Source organism: Roseivivax jejudonensis, from assembly GCF_900172265.1.
Classification (GTDB): Bacteria; Pseudomonadota; Alphaproteobacteria; order Rhodobacterales; family Rhodobacteraceae; genus Roseivivax; species Roseivivax jejudonensis.
The window spans coordinates 61,769-80,083 of the sequence record NZ_FWFK01000006.1 but is presented as its reverse complement, the minus strand read 5'-3'; the positions used below and the strand labels follow the sequence as shown (position 1 = coordinate 80,083).

The window sequence follows — 18,315 nt, the reverse complement described above, 5'->3', positions numbered from 1 at the left end:
CAGAGGAGTAAGACCATGATCGGATTGAAGAGAGGCGCACTGGCGGCGCTCTTCGCGGCGCTCGGAACAGTCTCTGTCTCGGCGCAATCGGGGCCGGTGGCCATCGGCACGCTGCCGCAGGGCTCGCTCGGCTATTCGATCGCCGCCGGCGTCGCGCAGGTGGTGTCCGAGAACACCGACGTCAGCATGCGCGCCGTGGGCCAGGGCGGCTCGTCGGTATTCATCCCGGCGCTCAATCGCGGCGAGATCGACTTCTCCACCTCCAACACCTTCGAGGCCGTGTTCGCCACGCAGGGCACCGGCAATTTCGAGGGCAACGCCAATCCCGACGTGCGCGTCGCGGCGATGCTGCAGCCCTTCGAGGTCGGCATCATGGTCGCCGCCGACAGCGACATCACCTCGCTGGACGATCTGCGCGGCCGTCCCTTCCCGGTCGACTACGCGCGCCAACGCCTCGTCGGCGTGATGCAGGAGGCCGTGCTCGACGCCGCCGGCCTCAGCGCGGACGATCTCGACGGCGTGCCGGTGCCGAACTTCGTCGAGGGCGCGAACCTGCTCGCGCAGGGCACGGTGGCCGGCGTGATGCTCGCGCCCGGCTCGGGCGTCGTGCGCCAGACGGCGGCGCAGGTGCCGGTCCGCTTCATCAGCGTGATCGAGGGGGAAGAGGCCGCGGCGGCCGTCGCGGAGGCGCTGCCCGGCAGCTATGTCGGGCGCGTCGAGCCCGTCGATCGCCTGCCCGAGATCACCGAACCCGTGGACCTCATCGGCTACCAGTACGCGCTCCTGACGCATGCCGACGCCGACGAGGACACCGTCTATTCCGTGGTCAAGGCGCTCTACGAGAACAAGGAGGCGCTGTCCGAGTCGCACGGCTCGTTCCGCCGCTTCGACCCCGAGGACATGGCCCTGCAGGTCGAGGGCGCGATGTATCATCCCGGCGCCCTGCGCTTCTTCCGCGAGGTCGGGCTCGTCGAGTGACCCCCTCCGACACCGATAACGCCGCGGAGGCCCGCCCGGGCCTCCGCCCGGCCGCCGACGTGCTCGCGGTCGCGATGGTCGGCATCGCCGTCGCGTGGGCCGCCGGCCTGCACCGGATGCTGCGCCTCAGCATCTATACCGAGCAGTTCCTCGCGGCGGTCCTCGGTCTGGCGATGGCCTACGTCTTCCTGACCCAGCCGCTGCGGTCCCTGCCCCCGGCGCTCGGCCGCGTCGTCGACGTGGCGCTGGCCGCCATCGCGCTTGCGGGCGGCGCATGGCTCGCGCTCTACTATCCCGACCTGTCGCTCGCGGCCGCGATCGATCCCGGCGACGCGCTCCGGGTGTCGGTCGCCGTGCTGGTCACGCTTCTTCTCGCGCTCTACCGCGTGGCCGGCTGGCCGCTGACCATCGTCGTGGTGGTCTTCGGCGCCTACGGCATCTGGGGCGCGGCCCTGCCCGGCCAGTTCCAGGCGCTGCCGATCTCGCCCGAGCGGCTGGCCTCGCAGCTCGCGCTCGACACCGGCGGCATCCTCGGCACGCCTCTCGCCATCGCCGCGACCGTCGTCGTGGTCTTCGTGGCGTTCGGCCGGCTGCTCGATCACCTCGGCGGCGCGGCCTTTTTCACCGATCTCGCCGCGGCCGTCATGGGTGGCTTCCGCGGCGGCGCGGCCAAGATCTCGGTCGCGGCCTCCGCCCTCTTCGGCTCGATCTCGGGCAGCGCGGTGTCGAACGTCGCCACCACCGGGGTCATCACCATCCCGCTGATGCGCAGATCGGGCTTCCGGGCCGAGCACGCCGGCGGGATCGAGGCCGTCGCCTCCACCGGCGGGCAGCTCACGCCGCCGGTCATGGGCGCGGCCGCCTTCCTGATGGCCGAGTTCCTCAACATCCCCTATTCGCAGGTCGTTCTCGCCGCGCTGGTGCCGGCCGCCTTCTACTACGTCGCGCTGTTCCTGCAGGCCGACCTGACCGCGGCGCGCGAGGGCATCGCCGGGATGCCCGCCGCCGACCGCCCGCGGGCCGGCGCCGTGCTGCGCCGCGGCTGGATCTTCGTCGTGCCCTTCGTCGCGCTGGTCTGGGCGCTGTTCTCGCTGAACTACCAGCCGGCGACCGCCGGGCTTGTCGCCTGCGCGATCCTTCTCGGGGTCAGCCTCGTCCTGCCCGAGGGGCGCCGCGGCCTGCGCCCCGACAGGCTTCTCGGCGCCATCGCCTCCGGCGGCCCCAGCTTCGCGCAGATCGTCGTCATCACCGCCGCCGCCGGCATCGTCATCGGCGTGCTGAACGAGACCGGGCTCAGCTTCGGCCTGACCTCCTACCTCGTGACCTTCGCGCGGGACGAGGCCCTCGGCCTTCTGGTCCTCGCCGCGGCGGTCTCCATCGTCCTCGGCATGGGGATGCCGACCATCGCGGTCTACGTCCTGTTGGCCTCGCTCGTCGCCCCGGCCCTCACCCGCCTCGGGATCGAGCCCGTCGCGGCGCATCTCTTCGTGCTCTACTTCGGCATGATGTCGATGATCTCGCCGCCGGTGGCCATCGCCGCCTTTGCCGCCGCGACGCTGAGCGGGGCGGGTCCCATGCGCACCGCGCTGGCGGCGCTGCGCTTCGGCTGGCCGGCCTTCGTCCTGCCCTTCGCCTTCGCCTACAACCCGGCGCTGCTGCTCGCCGGCGGGGCGGGACAGACGGCGTTGTCGATCCTCTTGACCCTCTGCGGCATCGTCGGCGTGACCGTGGCGCTCGCCGGGTGGGTCCGCGGCCCGCTGCCGCCGGCGCTGCGCGGCGTCGCGGCGGCCCTCGGGCTGGCGCTGATCCTCTGGCCGGTCATCCTCTGAGCGCCGCCCACAGCCATGCCGCGGCGCGCAGCAGCCGGGCATCGCCGCCCACCGGCCCGACGAGCTGCACGCCCATCGGCAGGCCGTTCGGCGCCGACAGGAGCGGCAGCGTGATCGCCGGCGTCCCGGCCAGCGTCCACGGCGTCGTGAACGCCGCGTCGCCGGTGTCGTGAAGCCCCTCGGGCGCCGGGCCCGGCGCCGCGGCGCACAGGATCGCATCGCAGCGCGCGAAGATCGGGGCGAGCGCAGGCCCCAGCGCCGCCTGCACCTCGACCGCCGCGCGACAGGCCGCCTCCGGCACCCGCGCGCCGGCTTCGAGCGCGCCCCGCGTCCGCGCCGAGAGCCCCCGGCCCCCGTCCGTCATGTAGCGGCTGCAGGACCGCGCCATCTGCGTCAGCGCGATGTCCCGCGCGGCCTCTGGCGCCCGCGCGAACGCCGCGGGCAGTTCGGCCGCGACCACCCGCGCCCCGAGCCGCTTGCGCAGATCGGCGAAGGCGCGGTGCAGCGCCGGATCCGCCGCCTCCCAGCCGGGCATCGTGACGAACGCGAATGTCGGCGCCCGGCCGCGCGGCCCCGCGTCGCCCCCGACCGGCGCGCCCAGCACCCCGGCCAGCAGCGCCGCCCCGGCCGGGTCCCGCGCCATCGTTCCCGCGGTATCGAGACCCGGCGCCAGCGTGAGCACCCCCGCGCGCGGGATCGCACCGAAGCTCGGCTTGAATCCGGTGACCCCGCAATACGCCGCCGGCCGCAGCAGCGACCCGCCCGTCTGCGTGCCCACGGCCAGCGGCACCATCCCGTCCGCCACCGCCGCCGCCGACCCCGAGGACGACCCGCCCGGCGTGTGCCGCAGGTTCCGCGGGTTGCGGGTCCGCGCCGGCTCGAGAAACGCCAGTTCGGTGGTGACCGTCTTGCCCAGCACGATCGCGCCCGCCGCCGTCAGGCGCGTCACCAGAGCCGCGTCCCGCTCGGGCACCCGGCCGCGGTCGCGCGCACAGCCGTTCTCGGTCGGGATCCCGGCGGTGTCGATGATGTCCTTCAGCCCCACCGGCAGCCCGTGCAGCGGCCCCACGGGCCCCGACCTCGCGAACCGTGCATCGAGCCGCTCGGCCGCCGCCAGCGCCCGCTCCGGGTCGATCCAGGCCCACGCCCCCACCGCGCCGTCGCGGGACGCGATGCGCTCGCAGCACGCGGTCACCACCGCGCGCGCCGACAGCGCACCATCCGCGAGCCGATCCCGAAGATCCGCCGCACCGAGATCCAGAAGAGAGGCAGGCTCCGGCACCGAAGGCTCCCCGTCGCGCGATCCGTCTGCGGCAACGCTGACCCATTCCCGCCCCGGCCGCCAGCGATCATGTCCCCTCAACGCCAACGCAAACCGGGGCGCGCCGCTGACCGGCGCGCCCCTGCATCGGGCCCGTTTAAGCGGGATCAGAAGTCGCGGTAGCCCATCAGGTAGCGGAAGAAGAGACCGCGATAGAGCTCCACGTTGAAGCCGACCTCGAAGATCAGGAAGATCGCCAGCACCGTCGCCGCCGACACCAGCAGCGTCAGCATCCAGCTCTCGCGCGCCACCCCGCGCATCAGCGCGACGCAGAAGCCGAACATGCCGACGTAGTGGCCGACGGCCACGATCGACACGAGAAGCCCGATCATCCAGCCGCAGAAGGCGAGCACCTTGTTGAGTTCCGTCGCCCGGCCGGCCAGCGCCATTCCGATGCGCCCGCGCAGGTCGGAATCTTCGCGCCGCACCCAGATCCGCCGCGCCTGCACCGCGATCAGCGCCACGAGCGGCACCATGATGACGAGCGGCGTGCGCGAGGACACGAGCTGGTAGGTCAGCGCCTCGAAGAACGCGATCAGGATGACGATGCCGACGAAGGCCAGGAACACGATCTCGAGCGAGAGCATGTTGGCGCGGCGGTCGTCATCCGGCGCGTGGCCGGTCTGGGTCGCGGGCGCGCTGTCGGCGCTCCCGCGGGTCGCTTCGGGATCGGTCGCGTCGGTCATGCCACGAACCTCTTTCGGTCACGGTAGATGGTCCAGATGTTGAAGCCGAGGAACACCACGGTCACGACCGTCAGTCCCAGCGGGATCGGCTGCAGGATGAAGTACGGCCCGTCGAGCAGCAGCGCGAGATAGAGGTTCTTCTCCACCGCGAAGCCGAGGACGAACCCGATCAGGAGCGCCGCGCGCGAGTAGTTCAGCACCTTCATCGCGTAGCCGAGGATGCCGAACACGATCGCCACGCCGATGTCGAACACCGCCCGGTCGCCGGCGAACGCGCCGGTGACGATCACGACGGTCAGGAGCGGCACCATCACGCCCGCGCGGATCGAGGTCGCGCGGCTGAGCGGGTTCACCAGGAACATGCCGAACACGGTGCCGATCAGGTTCCCCAGGATGATCGTGAAGATCATGATGAACACGAGGTCCACCTGGCTGTTGAGCATCTTCGGCCCGGTCTCGAGCCCGAGGATGAACAGGCCCGACAGAAGGATCGCCATCGACGACGACCCGGGGATGCCGAAGGCCAGCGTGGAGGCCAGCGCGCCGCCCTCCACGGCGTCGTTCGCGGCCTCGGGGCCGATCACGCCCTTCACGTTGCCCGACCCGAAGCTGTCCTTGTCCTTCGACGACTGCTTGGCGTGGCCGTAGGCGACGAACGCCGCGGGCGCCGAGCCGAGGCCCGGGATCAGGCCCATCGCGGTGCCGATCGCCGAGCAGCGCATCACCAGCCACCAGTGCTTGAAGGCCAGCCCGATGCCCTGGAAGATCTGCTTCTGCGTCTCCCTGGCCGACAGCGCCTTGGGCATCTCCTTGGCCAGCGATCCGCCGCGCACCCACAGGTCGATCATCTCGGCCACGGCGAAGAGGCCGAGGATCACCGGCACGAGGCTCAGGCCGTCGGCCAGCCGCTCGGACCCGAAGGTGAACCGCGCGGTGTTGGTCACGTTGTCGACGCCGATCATCGCCAGCAGCAGACCCAGCATCGCCGCGATCAGGCTGCGGGTCATGTCCTCCTTGCCGAGAACCGCGACGAAGGTCAGCGCCAGGAAGGCCAGCACGAAGACCTCGGGCGGGCCGAAGAACAGCACCACCTCGCGCAGGATCGGGATCAGGATCGCCAGGACCACCGCGCCGAACGTCGCGCCGAGAAAGCACGACGCCATCGCCGCGCCGACGGCGAGGCCCGCCTGCCCCTTGTCGCGCATCGGTGGCCCGTCGAGCAGCGTCGCGGCGTTCTGGCCGGTGCCGGGGGTCGAGAACAGGATCGCCGTCAGGCCCCCGCCCTGCGCCACCGTGGCGTGCGCGCCCAGCAGGAACGCGATGCCGGCGCTCGGTTCCATCGTGTAGAGAAAGGTCACCGCCATCGCCATCGCGAAGTGCCCGGAGAGGCCCGGGATCACGCCGATGATGAGGCCGAACAGCGACCCGACGAAAAGGTAGGGGAAAACGGCGAAGCTGATCGACTGCGAAAAGCCGCTCGCCATTCCTTCGATGATGCCCATGGGGTGTCCTGTGTCAGCGAAGCTCGCCGGAAAACGGGGATCCCGCCGCCAGTCCGGCGGCGGGATGTGGTCGCCCTGAGGCCGAGGTCAGATTTCGCCGCGGATCGCGCTGACGAAGAGCTGCTCGATATCCTCGGGAAGCTCGGTCGCCGCACGGGCGATGCCGTTCATGTCGTCACCCGACGCGTAGGACAGGTCGCGCGACGCGGCCTCGGCATCGGCGACGAACTCGGGATCGTTCATCGCCTGCTCGAACGCCGATTGCAGGAAGTCGAGCCGGTCCTCCGGGATGCCCGGCGGTCCCGCGACAGGACGGCCCACGGCCGACAGCGCGTCCCAGGCCTCCAGAACGGCGGTCGCGCGCTCGCTGTCCTCGGCCTCGGCGGCCAGGTCCCAGACCGACGGGATGCCCTCGAGCATGCCGGCCGGTTCGCGCTCGCCGTGCAGGATGATCTTGTGATCGCCCGCCTCGACGCCCTCGATGGCGGAGCCGATCGAACCCCACATCGCGGTGACGTCGCCGCGCAGCATCGCGGTGCGGATGTCGCCCGACGAGTTGAAGCCGTGGACGACGTTCTGGTCCATGCCGAACACGTCGCCGACGATCACCGCGTCCACGTAGGTCGACCCGCCGAGGCCGGTCGCGCCCACCACGGCGGTCTCGCCGTCCGACTGCAGCTGCTCGAAGCTCTCGATGCCGCTGGCGGTGCCGGCCACGAACACGCGGCGGTCGGCGACGATGCGGCCGAGATAGCTGTATTCGCCGACGCGGTAATCCGCGCCCTCTATGTCCGCGAGCTGGTTGGTCACCATCGCCGAGCCGTTGATGATGCCGACGGTCAGGCCGTCCGCGGGCGAGTTGAAGATCTCGACCGCGCCGCGCATCCCGCCCGAGCCGGGCAGGTTCACGATGTCGACGCGCGCGCCCGAATACTTCTCGAAGTAGGGCGCCAGCACGCGGCTGTACTCGTCGTAACCGCCGCCCGGGTTGTAGGGCACGATCCAGCGAATCGACTTGCCGTCGTAGAAGCTCTCGGCGTCCTCCTGCGCCACGGCGGTGCCGGCGGTGCCGAGCATCGTCGTCGCCATCAGCGCGGCGGCGGCTCCCTTCAGAAACGTTCTTCTCATGTCTCTTTCCTCCCTGTGAACCGTTCGGCCCGGCCACGCGCGTGCCCCGGCCGGTCTTCCCCGGCCCGGCGGTTCACCGGCGCGGGGCACGTGCGGAGCGTCGCGGCCGGGCGCCTCCTCGGCCGGCCGCCGGTCTTTTCCGGCCGCGCGGCCCGCAGACCCACGGCACGAACCCTCCGTCGTGACAAAGAGCCTACGCAAGGAAATCTTTGCCGGTCAATGGGACGCCGGTCCATATGACGGAACAGAATTCGTTTATGAGCCCGCGAATTTTTCGCGCGCCGCGCCCCGCGACGCCGTCGTCACGACGCCGCCACCAGCACCACGCCCAGCGTCGCGAGCCCCGCGGCCGCCAGGACCGGCGGCCCGGGCCGCGCCTCGCTGCGGAACACCAGCACCGACAGCAGGATCGAGATGAAGATCTCGAGAGACGCGATCATCACCACCGTCGATACGCTCTCGTAGTTGAGCGCGGCGAACAGCAGGATCTGCCCGCCCGACACGAACACCGCGCCGAAGACGATCCAGCGGTCGAGATGCGCGAACATCTGGCGGAAGTTCGCCCTGTGCCTGGGCAGCACCAGGGCCAGCGCGCTGAACACGGCAAAGCCGCTGACCGCGCTGACGAACGTGCCGAAAGCCGGCGTCGGCAGCGTCTCCAGCCCCAGCTTGCGCGCGATGTAGGACACCGCGTAGGCCAACGCCGCCGCGACGCCCAGCAGGTATGCCGCCGGCGGCGGCGCCTTGACGCGCGTGCCGCGGGCAAAGCTCTCGCGGATCAGGATCGCGAAGGACACGGCGATCGCCGCCATCCCGGCGATGTCCGTGCCGGTCACCACCTCGCCCAGGATCAGCGCCGCGAGCAGGACCGAGAAGAACGGATTGAGCCGCTTCACCGCCGTCGACCGCGCAACGCCCAGCGTGCGGATCGACGCGAAGACGAGCGTGCGCCCGAACACCATCGCCATCAGCCCCGCGAACGCGAACCACGCAAGGCCGATGCGCGCGCTCCCGCCCGCGCCCAGCCCGGTGCGCCCGGCCTCCAGCGCCAGCCACAGAAGCCCCGAGATCCCCATCGTCACGAGGACCGAGAACATCACGCCCTTGTCCCCGCCCGACCGCGTGGTGCGCGAGATCATGTTGTTGGCCACCGCGAACGACGTGGCCGACCCGAGCGCGAGAAGCTGCCCGAGGGCCGGCCCGTCAAGCATCCGGCACGTCCCGGCCCGCCGCGGCCAGCGCCTCCCACACGCGGCAGGGGCTCGCCGGCAGGTCGAAATCGGTGACGCCCGCGCGGGCCAGCGCGTCGCTCACCGCAGAGGCGAGCGCCGCCGTCGCGCCGACCGCGCCGGCCTCGCCCACGCCCTTGACCCCGAGCGGGTTCAGCGCCGTCGGCACCTCCTCCGTCCCGAGCCGCAGCCCCGGCAGGTCGGACGCCCGCAGCATCGCGTAATCCATCAGCGATCCGGTCAGGAGCTGGCCGTCCGCGTCGTGCACGATCCGCTCGCCCAGGCCGAGCGACAGCCCCTGCGCGATGCCGCCGTGCAGCTGCCCCTCGACGAGGACCGGGTTCATCACCGTGCCCACGTCCTCGACCGCGGCGTAGCGCACGACCTCGGTGCGCCCGGTCTCGGGGTCGATTTCCACCTCGCACAGATGCGTGCCGTTCGGGAATGTCGCGGCATCGGGGGTGAAGGTCTCCTCGATCCGCCAGCCGCCCGCCTCGGCCGCGATCCGGCCCAGGTCGACCGATTCGTTGCTGCCGTCGCGGTGGAACGCGCCGTCGCGAAAGCTCACGTCGCCGGCGTCGCAGCCCAGCATGTCGGCCGCCCGCGCCGCGCCGTCGGCGATCAGCGCGTCGAGCGCGACCGCCAGCGCCGATCCCGCGACCGTCAGGCCGGACGACCCGCCAGAGCCGCGCCCGAAGCGCACCGCCTCGGTGTCGCCGTGGCGATAGTCGATCCGCGACCGGTCGATGCCGAGCCGCGCGGCCACCATCGCGCCCAGCCCGGTCTCGTGCCCCTGCCCCACCGACATCACGCCGGGCGCGACCGTCACCCGGCCGTCCGCGTCGACGTCGAGCCGCGCGCAGTCGGGCTTGGGCTGGCGCATCGGGCCGCCCGCGCTCTCGATGCAATTGGCCAGCCCCACGCCGTAGAGCCGCCCGCGCGCCTCCGCCGCCGCGCGGCGCGGCGCGGGATCGCCGTTCAGCGCCCGCGCCGCCGCCATCACCCGCGCGAAGTCGCCGCAATCGATCGTCGCGCCGAGCGCCGTGGTCACCGGCATCTCGTCCGCGCCGATCAGGTTGCGCGCCCGGATCTCCACCGGGTCGGCGCCGGCGGCGCGCGCCACCGCGTCGAGCGCGCGCTCGATCGCGTGCGTCGCCTCGGGCCGGCCGTTGCCGCGGAACGGCGCGAGCGGCGGCCGCGCACTCAGCATCCCGGCGATCTCCACCGACAGGACCGGCACGCGGTACATGCCGGTCAGCCCGTTGATGTTGTTCATCACCCCGTAGGCCCGCCGCCCCGGGTAGGCCCCTGCGTCGATCTCGAACGCCGCCTCGATCGCGAGGATCTCGAGGTCCGCGCCCAGCCCCACGGTCACGCGGCCATGCGCGCCCCGCCCTTGCGCGTCGCCCAGCATCGTCTCACTGCGGCCCGGCAGCCACGCGATCGCCCGGCCCAGCCGGTCCGCCGCCCAGCACAGCACCGCGTCCTCCGGCGCCATGAAGCCCTTGAGCCCGAACGATCCGCCGACGTCCTCGGCCACCACGTGCAGCCGCTCCGGCGCCCAGTTCAGCTGCGCCGCCAGCTGGCCGCGCACCGCGAACGGGTTCTGCGTGCTCGTGCGATAGAGCATCCGGCCGTCGTCCTGCGGCCACGCGATCGCCGCCCGCGGCTCCAGCGCAAAGGCGGTGACCCGCGGCACCTCGATCTCGATCGTCGCGCGATGCGCCGCGCGCGCCAGCGCCGCCTCGGTGTCCTCGGCCGACCCGTGCCGGCGCAGGAACGCGACGCCCGACGGCGGATCGATGTCCTCGGTATCGAGCACGATCGCCTCGGCCGCGTCCTGCGCCGCCTCCCGCGTCTCGGCGACGACCGCCGCCACCGCCTGCCCGGCATAGCCGATCTCGTCTCCCGCGAGGATCGGCTGCGGCCGGTCCACCGCCGGCCCGCCGTCGTCGCGCGCCAGCGCCTCGTGCGCGATCGGCCCGATCCCGTCCGCCGCGAGGTCCGCTGCCGTAAGCACCGCCGCCACGCCCGGCATCGCCGCCGCCTCGGCCACGTCCAGCCCGGTGATCCGCGCGCCCGCGACCGGCGCGCGCAGAAACGCGAGATGCAAGGTTCCGCGATCCAGAGCGTCGGCCGCGTAGCGCCCCGCCCCGGTCAAAAGCCGCCGGTCCTCGACCCGGCCCGTCCACTCCGTCATGGCGCACCCTCCCTTCGGCTTACGCCAGACGTAGCGCAGCCCAGGACGCAAATGAATAGAACGTTGTTCCGCATGCGAGAACGGCGGCGGATCCCCCGACCCGCCGCCGCATGTCCGCCCGGGCGCGCACGGCGCCCGGCCCGTCCGTCCCCGGCGCTCAGGCGCCGGTCAACTGGGCCCGCACGCCGGCATTGGTCAGCGGCAGCTTGCGGATGCGGATGCCGGTCGCGTCGTAGACCGCGTTGGCCACCGCGCCCGGCACGATCCGCGTCGAGGCCTCGCCGGCGCCGCGCGGGCCGATGTCGGTCCGGTCGATCATGTGGATGTCGATCGCCTGCGGCACCTGCGCCATCTCGAGGATCGGGTAGGTCGCCCAGTCCTCCGACCGCACCATCTCGGGGTCGAACTCGACCTCCTCGAACAGCGTGCGGCTCAGCGCCATGATGAGGTTGCCCTCGAGCGTCGTGCGCATCGACTTGCGGTTGATGATCTGCCCGTGATCCGACGCGAGGATGAAGCGCGGCACGTAGACCTCGCCGGTCTCCAGGTTGACCTCGACCTCGGCCACCAGCGCGTTCACCGCGCCGTTGCGCTGCGCGTAGGCGATGCCGCGCCCGCGCCGCACGGCCCCGTCGCCGGGGTCGGGGTTCGGCCCGACGCGCGACTGCCAGTTCGCCTTCTCGGCCGCGAGCTCCACCACCGCGCGGTCGCGCGGCTCGGTCAGGTGCTTCAGCCGGAACGCCACCGGGTCGGCGCCCGCCGCCTCGGCCACCTCGTCGATGAAGCTCTCCTGCCCGAAATGCACCTCCATGCCCATCGGGTCGCGGAAATGCGCCGTCCGCAGCGGCGAGGCGACCTTCAGCAGCGGGTCGATCACCTGCTCGGTGTAGCGCATCGCGTCGAAGGCATAGCTCTGCTCGGGCGAGCGTGCGGCATAGGCGTTGTGCGGCTCACGCCCCAGCAGGTGACCGGCGAGCACCGATCCCGCCTCGTCCCCGCGCGAGCGCATGTTCTGCCGCGAGAAGCCCTTGATGCCGTAGTGATAGCCCACGACATTGCCGTCCGCGTCGATCGCGGCGCGGCCCGTCGATACCGACGCGACCCCCTTGGGATCCCACGCGATGCCCTCGTTGCGCATCCACTGGACCCGGACCGGCCGACCCACCTCGGCCGACATGACCGCGGCGTCGATGGCGCCGTCGTCGGCGTCCGACCGGCCGTAGGAGCCCGGCCCCGGCATCCAGATCGCGCGCACGTTCTCGATCGGCAGGCCCAGCACGTCGGCGACGCCCGGGCGCACCGAGTGCGGCTTCTGGCTGTCGGTCCAGATCGTCGCGCCGCCGTCGCGCACGTCGACCAGCCCGAAGGCCGGCGCCATCCGCGCGTGGCTCTGGAAGGGATACTCGTACTCGGCCTCCACGACCGTCGCCGCGCCCGCCAGCGCGCCATCGAAATCGCCGTCGTCGGTGGTGTGCTCCTCCGACTTGATCTCGGCCCGGCGGATGAAGTCGTGCACGCCGCCGGTGTCGGTCTGAAGCTGCGGCCCCGGCTCGGACCAGGTGACCGCGAGGTCGCGCGCGGCGCGGATCGCGTCCCACTCATCCTCTGCCACGACGCCGACGAAGTTGCCTTTCCACACGACCTGCGCGCCGGTGTCGGCGATGGAGCTGTCGTCGATCGCCTCGGGGACCGCCCCCGCGACCGGCGGGCGCACCGTGCGCCCGTGCAGCATCCCCGGCACCACGAGGTGATGCGCGAAGTCCATCGTCGCCATCACCTTGCCCGGCACGTCCTTGCGCGGGATGTGCGTGCCGACGAGGCGGTATTCGGACGGATCCTTCGGCTGCGCCGTGCCGGCAAGTTCGAGAGAATTGCCCAGCCGGCCGTTCCAGTCGAGCTTGTGGGAAAACAGCTGCCCGCCGACCAGCTCGCCGTAGCTCACCGATTTCGACGCGTCGCTCGCGGCGACGACGGTGCCGTTCTCCACGCGCAGATCCGCCGCCGGCACCTCCAGTTCCTCGGCCGCCAACTCCAGCAGAAGGCGCCGGGCCTCGGCCGCGGCATGGCGGATCGCGACGCCCGAGCGCTGCACGCCCGACGACGACGACGCGCCGCCCTGGTCGACGCAGAGCGCGGTATCGCCGGCGACGATGTCCACCACGTCGACATCCACGTCGAGCTCCTCGGCGGCCATGATGGCGATGCCGGTATCGGTGCCCTGCCCCATGTCCATCTTGCCCCAGTAGATGGTCACGCGGCCGTCCTCGCCGACGGCGATCCAGCTGTCCAGCGCAGCGGGGTCGAGCGGCCGGTGCGGCTCGCGCGCCGCGGCCGGCCCGGCCGTCCCGGCGAGCCCCGCGGGCACGGAAAACGCGACGACCAGCGCGCCGCCCGATTGCAGGAGACCCCGGCGGGTCAGGCCTGCGCGGTCCTTGACGATCTCGTTCATGACGTGTCCTCCCCTCAGGCCTTCATCGCGTCGGCGGCGGCCTTGGTGGCTCGCAGGATCGCCATGTGCGTCCCGCAGCGGCACTTCAGCCCGGCGAAATTGTCCCGGATCTCCTGGTCCGACACGTCGGGGTTCTTCTCCAGCATCGCGACGGCATACATCATCCAGCCGTTGGTGCAGTAGCCGCATTGCGGCGCCTCTTCCTCGATAAAGGCGGCCTGCACCGGGTGCGGCGTTCCGTCGGTGGCCAGCCCGTCCAGCGTGCGCACCTCGCCGGACACGCTGTCGATCGGCGTCACGCACGACCGGATCGGCTCGCCGTCGAGCAGCACCGTGCACGCGCCGCACTGCGCGAGCCCGCAGCCGAATTTCGGGCCCTTCTTCTCCAGCGCGCCGCGCAGCGCATAGAGCAGCGGCATGTCCGGCTCGGCGATGACCGATCGGGTCTCGCCGTCCACGGTGATCTCGAATGTCTGCTTGGTCATGTGGTCCTCCCTGGCATGGTCCCGCCTCGGTCGGTCCGGTTCGGCGTGCTCCTCCACGCGCACAGCCCGACAGGTGCGGACGTGGCGCACGAGGCGTCACATCCGATCCAAAGTCTCCTCCAGTTCGGCGGGATGGGCTCAAGCTACGGCCCGGACGACCGCGCTGGCAACTCTTGCGGGAACGCCGTTCCGGTCAGAGGAACGCGTGCGGAGAGCTCGCCACCGGGCAAGGGACGGGCAAACGCCGCGGGCACGGGGCTGCGCACCCGCGTCGGGACGGTCGCGGCGCGATACCGGAACGCCCCGCCAGCATCCGCGCCACGACGCCACGCACCCGGCGGCGCCACGTCGCCGGCGGCGCGGCCCGGCTCAGTCGTTCAGGACGGCCGTCGCCTCGATCTCGACCAGCGCCTCGTCCTCGACGAGGGCGCTGACCACGACCATCGTCATGGCGGGAAAGTGGTAGCCCATCACCTCGCGGTAGGCGGCGCCGATCTCCTTCTGCCGCGCGAGGTATTCGCGCTTGTCGGTCACGTACCAGGTCAGCCGCACGATGTCGGTGACCTCGCCGCCCGCCGCGCGCACCACGTCGGCGATGTTGGCCAGCGCCTGCTGCATCTGCCCGATGAAGTCGTGCGTCTCGAACCTCTGCTCGGCGGTCCAGCCGATCTGGCCGCCGACGAACAGCATCCGCCCCTCGGCCACGATGCCGTTGGCGTAGCCCTTGGCGGGCGTCCAGCCCTCGGGATGGATGGTGATGGTGCTCACGCCGCGCCCTCCATGTAGCGTTGCAGATTGGCCCGCCGCTCGCGCGGCCAGCGCAGGGATGTCATCCGGTCGAGATCGACGAGCACCAGCGTGCCGGTCACCGTCAGCCGCGCCTCGCGCCCGCAGGCGCCGCGGATCTCCAGATCGCAGCTCGCCCCGCCGAGCCGCGTCACCTCCAGCGTCCAGTCGAGCACGTCGCCCAGCCGCGAGGCCGCGTGGAAGTCCACCGCGATCCGGCCCATCGGCACGCCCACCCGCTCGACCGAATGCATCTGCGCGAAGGACCAGCCCACCGCGCGGTCGAAGAACGTCTCGACCACCGCGTTGATCATCTCGAAATATCGGGGATAGAACACGATCCCGGCGGGATCGCAGTGCTGGAACATCACCGCGTTCTGATGGGAAAAGACGCTCATCCCGCCCCTGCCTGGCCGCGTGACCGCATCGCGCCCTCCGTTTGCCGCGCGGCACGTGCCCCGGCCCGCTCTCGTCGCCCGGCAGCATCGGCCAGTGCGACAAAAACTTCAAGCATAAAGTTTTAGGCTTGAAATGAATGTCCCGCGATGTGACATTCGCGGCCAAGGCACAGCTTCGCAGAGGAGGAAGCGCGATGAAGACCGTCTGTCTCGGGGGCGGCCCGGCCGGCCTCTACTTCGCCATCAGCCTCAAGCTTCGCGATCCCGACTCCGAGGTCACGGTGATCGAGCGCAACCGCGCCGACGACACGTTCGGCTGGGGCGTGGTGCTGTCGGACGAGACGCTCGACAACCTCGAACGCAACGATCCCAAGAGCGCCCGCCTGATCCGGGACCACTTCGCCTACTGGGACGACATCAAGGTCGTGAAGGAAGACGTCGAGATCACCTCGACCGGCCACGGCTTCTGCGGCCTTGGCCGCAAGACGATGCTGCTCCTGCTGCAGGAGCGCGCGCGCGAGCTCGGTGTCGACCTGCGGTTCGAGACCGAGGTCGACGACATCGACGCGCTCACCCGCGACTACGATCTCGTGGTCGCCGCCGACGGCATCAATTCCAAGACCCGCAAGCATTTCGAGCACGCCTTCCGCCCCGAGATCGACACCCGCGCCTGCAAGTTCGTCTGGCTCGGCACCCACGCGAAGTTCGACGACGCCTTCACCTTCATCTTCAAGAAGACCGAGGCCGGCTGGATCTGGGCGCACGCCTACCAGTTCGACGCCGACACCGCGACGTTCATCGTCGAATGCGCCGAGGACACGTGGCGCGGGCTCGGCTTCGACACGATGGGCCAGGACGAGATGATCGCGCTGTGCGAAAGGATCTTCGCCGATCACCTCGACGGCCACCCGCTGATGTCGAACATGAAGCACCTGCGCGGCTCGGCGTGGCTCAACTTCAACCGCGTGCTATGCGAGAAATGGCACCACGAGAACGTCGTCCTTCTGGGCGATTCCTCGGCCACCGCGCACTTCTCCATCGGCTCGGGCACCAAGCTCGCCCTGGAATCGGCCATCGCGCTGGCCGAGCTCGTGACGAAGGAGCCCTCGCTGGAAAAGGCCTTCGAGACCTACCAGGAGGAGCGGCGCCTCGACGTGCTGCGCCTGCAATCGGCGGCCCGCAACTCGACCGAGTGGTTCGAGGAGGTGGAGCGCTACCTCCATCTCGACCCGGTGCAGTTCAACTACTCGCTGCTCACCCGGTCGCAGCGGATCAGCCACGAGAACCTGCGCCTGCGCGACGCCGACTGGCTGCGCTCGGCCGAGGAGTGGTTCCAGGCGCAGGCCGGTGCCAACGGCGTGCACCGCGCGCCGATGTTCGCGCCGTTCCAGCTGCGCGACATGCGCCTCAAGAACCGCGTCGTCGTCTCGCCGATGGCGCAGTACAAGGCCGTCGACGGCTGCCCGACCGACTGGCACTTCTCGCACTACGCCGAGCGCGCCAAGGGCGGCGCCGGCCTCGTCTACATCGAGATGACCTGCGTCTCGCCCGAGGGCCGCATCACTCCCGGCTGCCCGGGCCTCTACGCCCCCGAGCACGAGGCGCAATGGAAACGCCTGTGCGACTTCGTGCACGCCGAAACGGATGCCAAGCTCTGCATGCAGATCGGCCATTCCGGCCGCAAGGGCTCGACCCAGCTCGGGTGGGAGGAGATGGACGCCCCTCTCAAGGAGGGCAACTGGCCGACCCTGTCGGCCTCGCCGATCCCGTGGGACGCAGGCCACGAGCCACCCAGGGAACTGGACCGCGCCGACATGGACGCGGTGACGGACCAGTTCGTGAAGGCCGCCGAGATGGCCGATCGCGCGGGCTTCGACATGATCGAGCTGCACGCCGCCCACGGCTACCTGCTGTCGTCGTTCATCTCGCCCATCTCCAACGTGCGCGAGGACGAATACGGCGGCACGCTCGAGAACCGGATGCGCTACCCGCTCGAGGTGTTCCGCGCCATGCGCGCCGTCTGGCCCGAGGACAAACCGATGTCGGTGCGGATCTCCGCGACCGACTGGGTCGGCGACCGCGGCGTCGAGGGCGAGGAGGCCGTCGAGATCGCGCAGATGTTCCGCGACGCCGGCGTCGACATCGTCGACGTCTCCGCCGGCCAGACCAGCGTGGAGGCGAAACCCGTCTACGGCCGCATGTTCCAGACCCCGTTCTCGGACCGCATCCGCAACGACAAGGGCATCCCCACCATGGCGGTCGGCAACATCTACGAACCCGATCACGTCAATTCCATCCTGATGGCGGGCCGCGCCGATCTCGTCTGCCTCGCGCGGCCGCACCTCGCCGATCCCTACTGGACGCTGCACGCCGCCGCGGCGCTCGGCGACGACGACACCGCGTGGCCCGCGCCCTACCTGCCCGGCCGCGACCAGATGCGCCGCCTGGCCGAGCGCGGCGAGGGCCTGGGGATCCGCGTATGACCGACCTGACCGGACGCACCGCGCTCGTCACCGGCGGCGGCGCCGGGCTCGGCGCCGACCTCGCCCGCGGGCTCGCCGCCGCCGGCGCGACGGTCTGGATCGCCGGCCGCCGGGCCGAACCGCTCGAGGCGCTCGCGGCCACCGACGACCGCCTGCACGCGGTCGAGGTCGACGTCACCGACGAAACCGCGGTGCAGGCGATGTTCGACTTCACCGGCGCCTGCGACATCGTCGTCGCCAATGCCGGCGCCTCGGTCAGCGCGCCGCTGGCCAAGACCAACCTCGCCACCTGGCAGCAGATGATCGACGTGAACCTCACCGGCGCCTTCCTGACGCTGCGCGAGGGCGCGGCGCGGCTCAAGGGCGCCGACTGGGGCCGCCTCGTCGCCGTCGCCTCCACCGCCGGGCTCAAGGGCTACGCCTACGTGCCCGCCTACGCCGCGGCCAAGCACGGCGTCGTCGGGCTGGTGAAATCCACCGCGCTCGAGCTTGCGCGCAGCGGCATCACCGTCAACGCGCTCTGCCCCGGCTTTCTCGACACCGAGATGACCGACCGCTCGGTCGCCAACATCGCCGAAAAGACCGGCATGACCCCCGAGGAGGCGCGCGGCAGCCTCGAACGGATGAGCCCGCAGCGCCGCCTGATCCGCCCCGAAGAGGTCACCGCCGCGCTGCTCTGGCTCTGCGGCCCGGGCTCCGAGGGCATCACCGGGCAGGCCGTCCCGATCGCCGGCGGCGAGGTATGAGCGCGGGCCCCCGGCCCGGCGCCGCACCGCGCGACGCCGCCGCGCCGCTGCCCCGGCGCGGCGCCCGCCGGCACGCGCCGGCGCCCGCCGACCGC

Annotated in this window: 14 protein-coding genes; 4 read left to right on the top strand and 10 right to left on the bottom strand. The window is 71.5% G+C overall.

Translation table 11 applies throughout. The features are described from left to right. Positions 1-15 precede the first annotated feature (15 nt). Positions 16-978 (top strand): TAXI family TRAP transporter solute-binding subunit, encoded by a 963-nt coding sequence (locus ROJ8625_RS15900; RefSeq protein WP_085792912.1) that lies wholly within the window; start codon positions 16-18, stop codon positions 976-978. Then, complete coding sequence (locus ROJ8625_RS15895; protein WP_085792911.1) at positions 975-2,807, top strand: TRAP transporter permease; 1,833 nt, start codon at positions 975-977, stop codon at positions 2,805-2,807. Before ROJ8625_RS15900 ends, ROJ8625_RS15895 begins: the two co-directional genes overlap by 4 nt. On the opposite strand, the gene ROJ8625_RS15890 is transcribed toward ROJ8625_RS15895, so the two are convergent. The 10 genes from ROJ8625_RS15890 to ROJ8625_RS15845 form a co-directional block, all read right to left on the bottom strand. Beyond that, entirely contained in the window at positions 2,797-4,089 is a 1,293-nt protein-coding gene (locus ROJ8625_RS15890) for an amidase (protein ID WP_085792910.1), read from the bottom strand. The genes ROJ8625_RS15895 and ROJ8625_RS15890 overlap by 11 nt on opposite strands. 146 nt (positions 4,090-4,235) lie before the next feature. Then, positions 4,236-4,814 (bottom strand): tripartite tricarboxylate transporter TctB family protein, encoded by a 579-nt coding sequence (locus ROJ8625_RS15885; protein WP_085792909.1) that lies wholly within the window; start codon positions 4,812-4,814, stop codon positions 4,236-4,238. Next, the gene (locus ROJ8625_RS15880; protein WP_085792908.1) at positions 4,811-6,316 is read right to left on the bottom strand and encodes a tripartite tricarboxylate transporter permease; all 1,506 of its coding nucleotides are present in this window, start codon (positions 6,314-6,316) and stop codon (positions 4,811-4,813) included. The genes ROJ8625_RS15885 and ROJ8625_RS15880 overlap by 4 nt, the downstream gene beginning before the upstream one ends. An 87-nt stretch (positions 6,317-6,403) precedes the next feature. Next, positions 6,404-7,444: a Bug family tripartite tricarboxylate transporter substrate binding protein gene (locus ROJ8625_RS15875; protein ID WP_085792907.1), complete on the bottom strand. Its 1,041-nt coding sequence runs from the start codon at positions 7,442-7,444 to the stop codon at positions 6,404-6,406. Between the two features lie 302 nt (positions 7,445-7,746). After that, positions 7,747-8,655 carry an EamA family transporter gene (locus ROJ8625_RS15870; protein ID WP_085792906.1) on the bottom strand — a complete coding sequence of 303 codons (909 nt, stop codon included), beginning with the start codon at positions 8,653-8,655 and terminating at the stop codon, positions 7,747-7,749. Further along, positions 8,648-10,873: a xanthine dehydrogenase family protein molybdopterin-binding subunit gene (locus ROJ8625_RS15865; RefSeq protein WP_085792905.1), complete on the bottom strand. Its 2,226-nt coding sequence runs from the start codon at positions 10,871-10,873 to the stop codon at positions 8,648-8,650. The genes ROJ8625_RS15870 and ROJ8625_RS15865 overlap by 8 nt, the downstream gene beginning before the upstream one ends. Positions 10,874-11,030: 157 nt before the next feature. Continuing rightward, a complete protein-coding gene (locus tag ROJ8625_RS15860; RefSeq protein ID WP_085792904.1) occupies positions 11,031-13,322 on the bottom strand; it encodes a xanthine dehydrogenase family protein molybdopterin-binding subunit in 2,292 nt (763 codons plus the stop codon). Between the two features lie 14 nt (positions 13,323-13,336). Next, positions 13,337-13,807 (bottom strand): (2Fe-2S)-binding protein, encoded by a 471-nt coding sequence (locus ROJ8625_RS15855; protein WP_085792903.1) that lies wholly within the window; start codon positions 13,805-13,807, stop codon positions 13,337-13,339. 369 nt (positions 13,808-14,176) lie between these two features. Further along, positions 14,177-14,575, bottom strand: a complete 399-nt coding sequence (locus ROJ8625_RS15850; RefSeq protein ID WP_085792902.1) for a RidA family protein — start codon at positions 14,573-14,575, stop codon at positions 14,177-14,179. Further along, a complete protein-coding gene (locus ROJ8625_RS15845; protein ID WP_085792901.1) occupies positions 14,572-14,991 on the bottom strand; it encodes an acyl-CoA thioesterase in 420 nt (139 codons plus the stop codon). Before ROJ8625_RS15845 ends, ROJ8625_RS15850 begins: the two co-directional genes overlap by 4 nt. A 194-nt stretch (positions 14,992-15,185) precedes the next feature. On the opposite strand from ROJ8625_RS15845, the gene ROJ8625_RS15840 reads away from it, so the two are divergent. Both ROJ8625_RS15840 and ROJ8625_RS15835 read left to right on the top strand, forming a co-directional pair. After that, positions 15,186-17,474, top strand: a complete 2,289-nt coding sequence (locus ROJ8625_RS15840) for a bifunctional salicylyl-CoA 5-hydroxylase/oxidoreductase (protein ID WP_085792900.1) — start codon at positions 15,186-15,188, stop codon at positions 17,472-17,474. Next, positions 17,471-18,220: an SDR family NAD(P)-dependent oxidoreductase gene (locus ROJ8625_RS15835; RefSeq protein ID WP_085792899.1), complete on the top strand. Its 750-nt coding sequence runs from the start codon at positions 17,471-17,473 to the stop codon at positions 18,218-18,220. Before ROJ8625_RS15840 ends, ROJ8625_RS15835 begins: the two co-directional genes overlap by 4 nt. The last annotated feature ends 95 nt before the right edge of the window (positions 18,221-18,315 follow it).

Bases quoted from the DNA above. Each gene is read 5' to 3' on its own strand.
- ROJ8625_RS15900 (WP_085792912.1), top strand. From the start codon at position 16: ATGATCGGATTGAAGAGAGGCGCACTGGCGGCGCTCTTCGCGGCGCTC.
- ROJ8625_RS15885 (WP_085792909.1), bottom strand. From the start codon at position 4,814: ATGACCGACGCGACCGATCCCGAAGCGACCCGCGGGAGCGCCGACAGC.
- ROJ8625_RS15880 (WP_085792908.1), bottom strand. From the start codon at position 6,316: ATGGGCATCATCGAAGGAATGGCGAGCGGCTTTTCGCAGTCGATCAGC.
- ROJ8625_RS15875 (WP_085792907.1), bottom strand. From the start codon at position 7,444: ATGAGAAGAACGTTTCTGAAGGGAGCCGCCGCCGCGCTGATGGCGACG.
- ROJ8625_RS15870 (WP_085792906.1), bottom strand. From the start codon at position 8,655: ATGCTTGACGGGCCGGCCCTCGGGCAGCTTCTCGCGCTCGGGTCGGCC.
- ROJ8625_RS15865 (WP_085792905.1), bottom strand. From the start codon at position 10,873: ATGACGGAGTGGACGGGCCGGGTCGAGGACCGGCGGCTTTTGACCGGG.
- ROJ8625_RS15860 (WP_085792904.1), bottom strand. From the start codon at position 13,322: ATGAACGAGATCGTCAAGGACCGCGCAGGCCTGACCCGCCGGGGTCTC.
- ROJ8625_RS15855 (WP_085792903.1), bottom strand. From the start codon at position 13,807: ATGACCAAGCAGACATTCGAGATCACCGTGGACGGCGAGACCCGATCG.
- ROJ8625_RS15845 (WP_085792901.1), bottom strand. From the start codon at position 14,991: ATGAGCGTCTTTTCCCATCAGAACGCGGTGATGTTCCAGCACTGCGAT.
- ROJ8625_RS15840 (WP_085792900.1), top strand. From the start codon at position 15,186: ATGAAGACCGTCTGTCTCGGGGGCGGCCCGGCCGGCCTCTACTTCGCC.
- ROJ8625_RS15835 (WP_085792899.1), top strand. From the start codon at position 17,471: ATGACCGACCTGACCGGACGCACCGCGCTCGTCACCGGCGGCGGCGCC.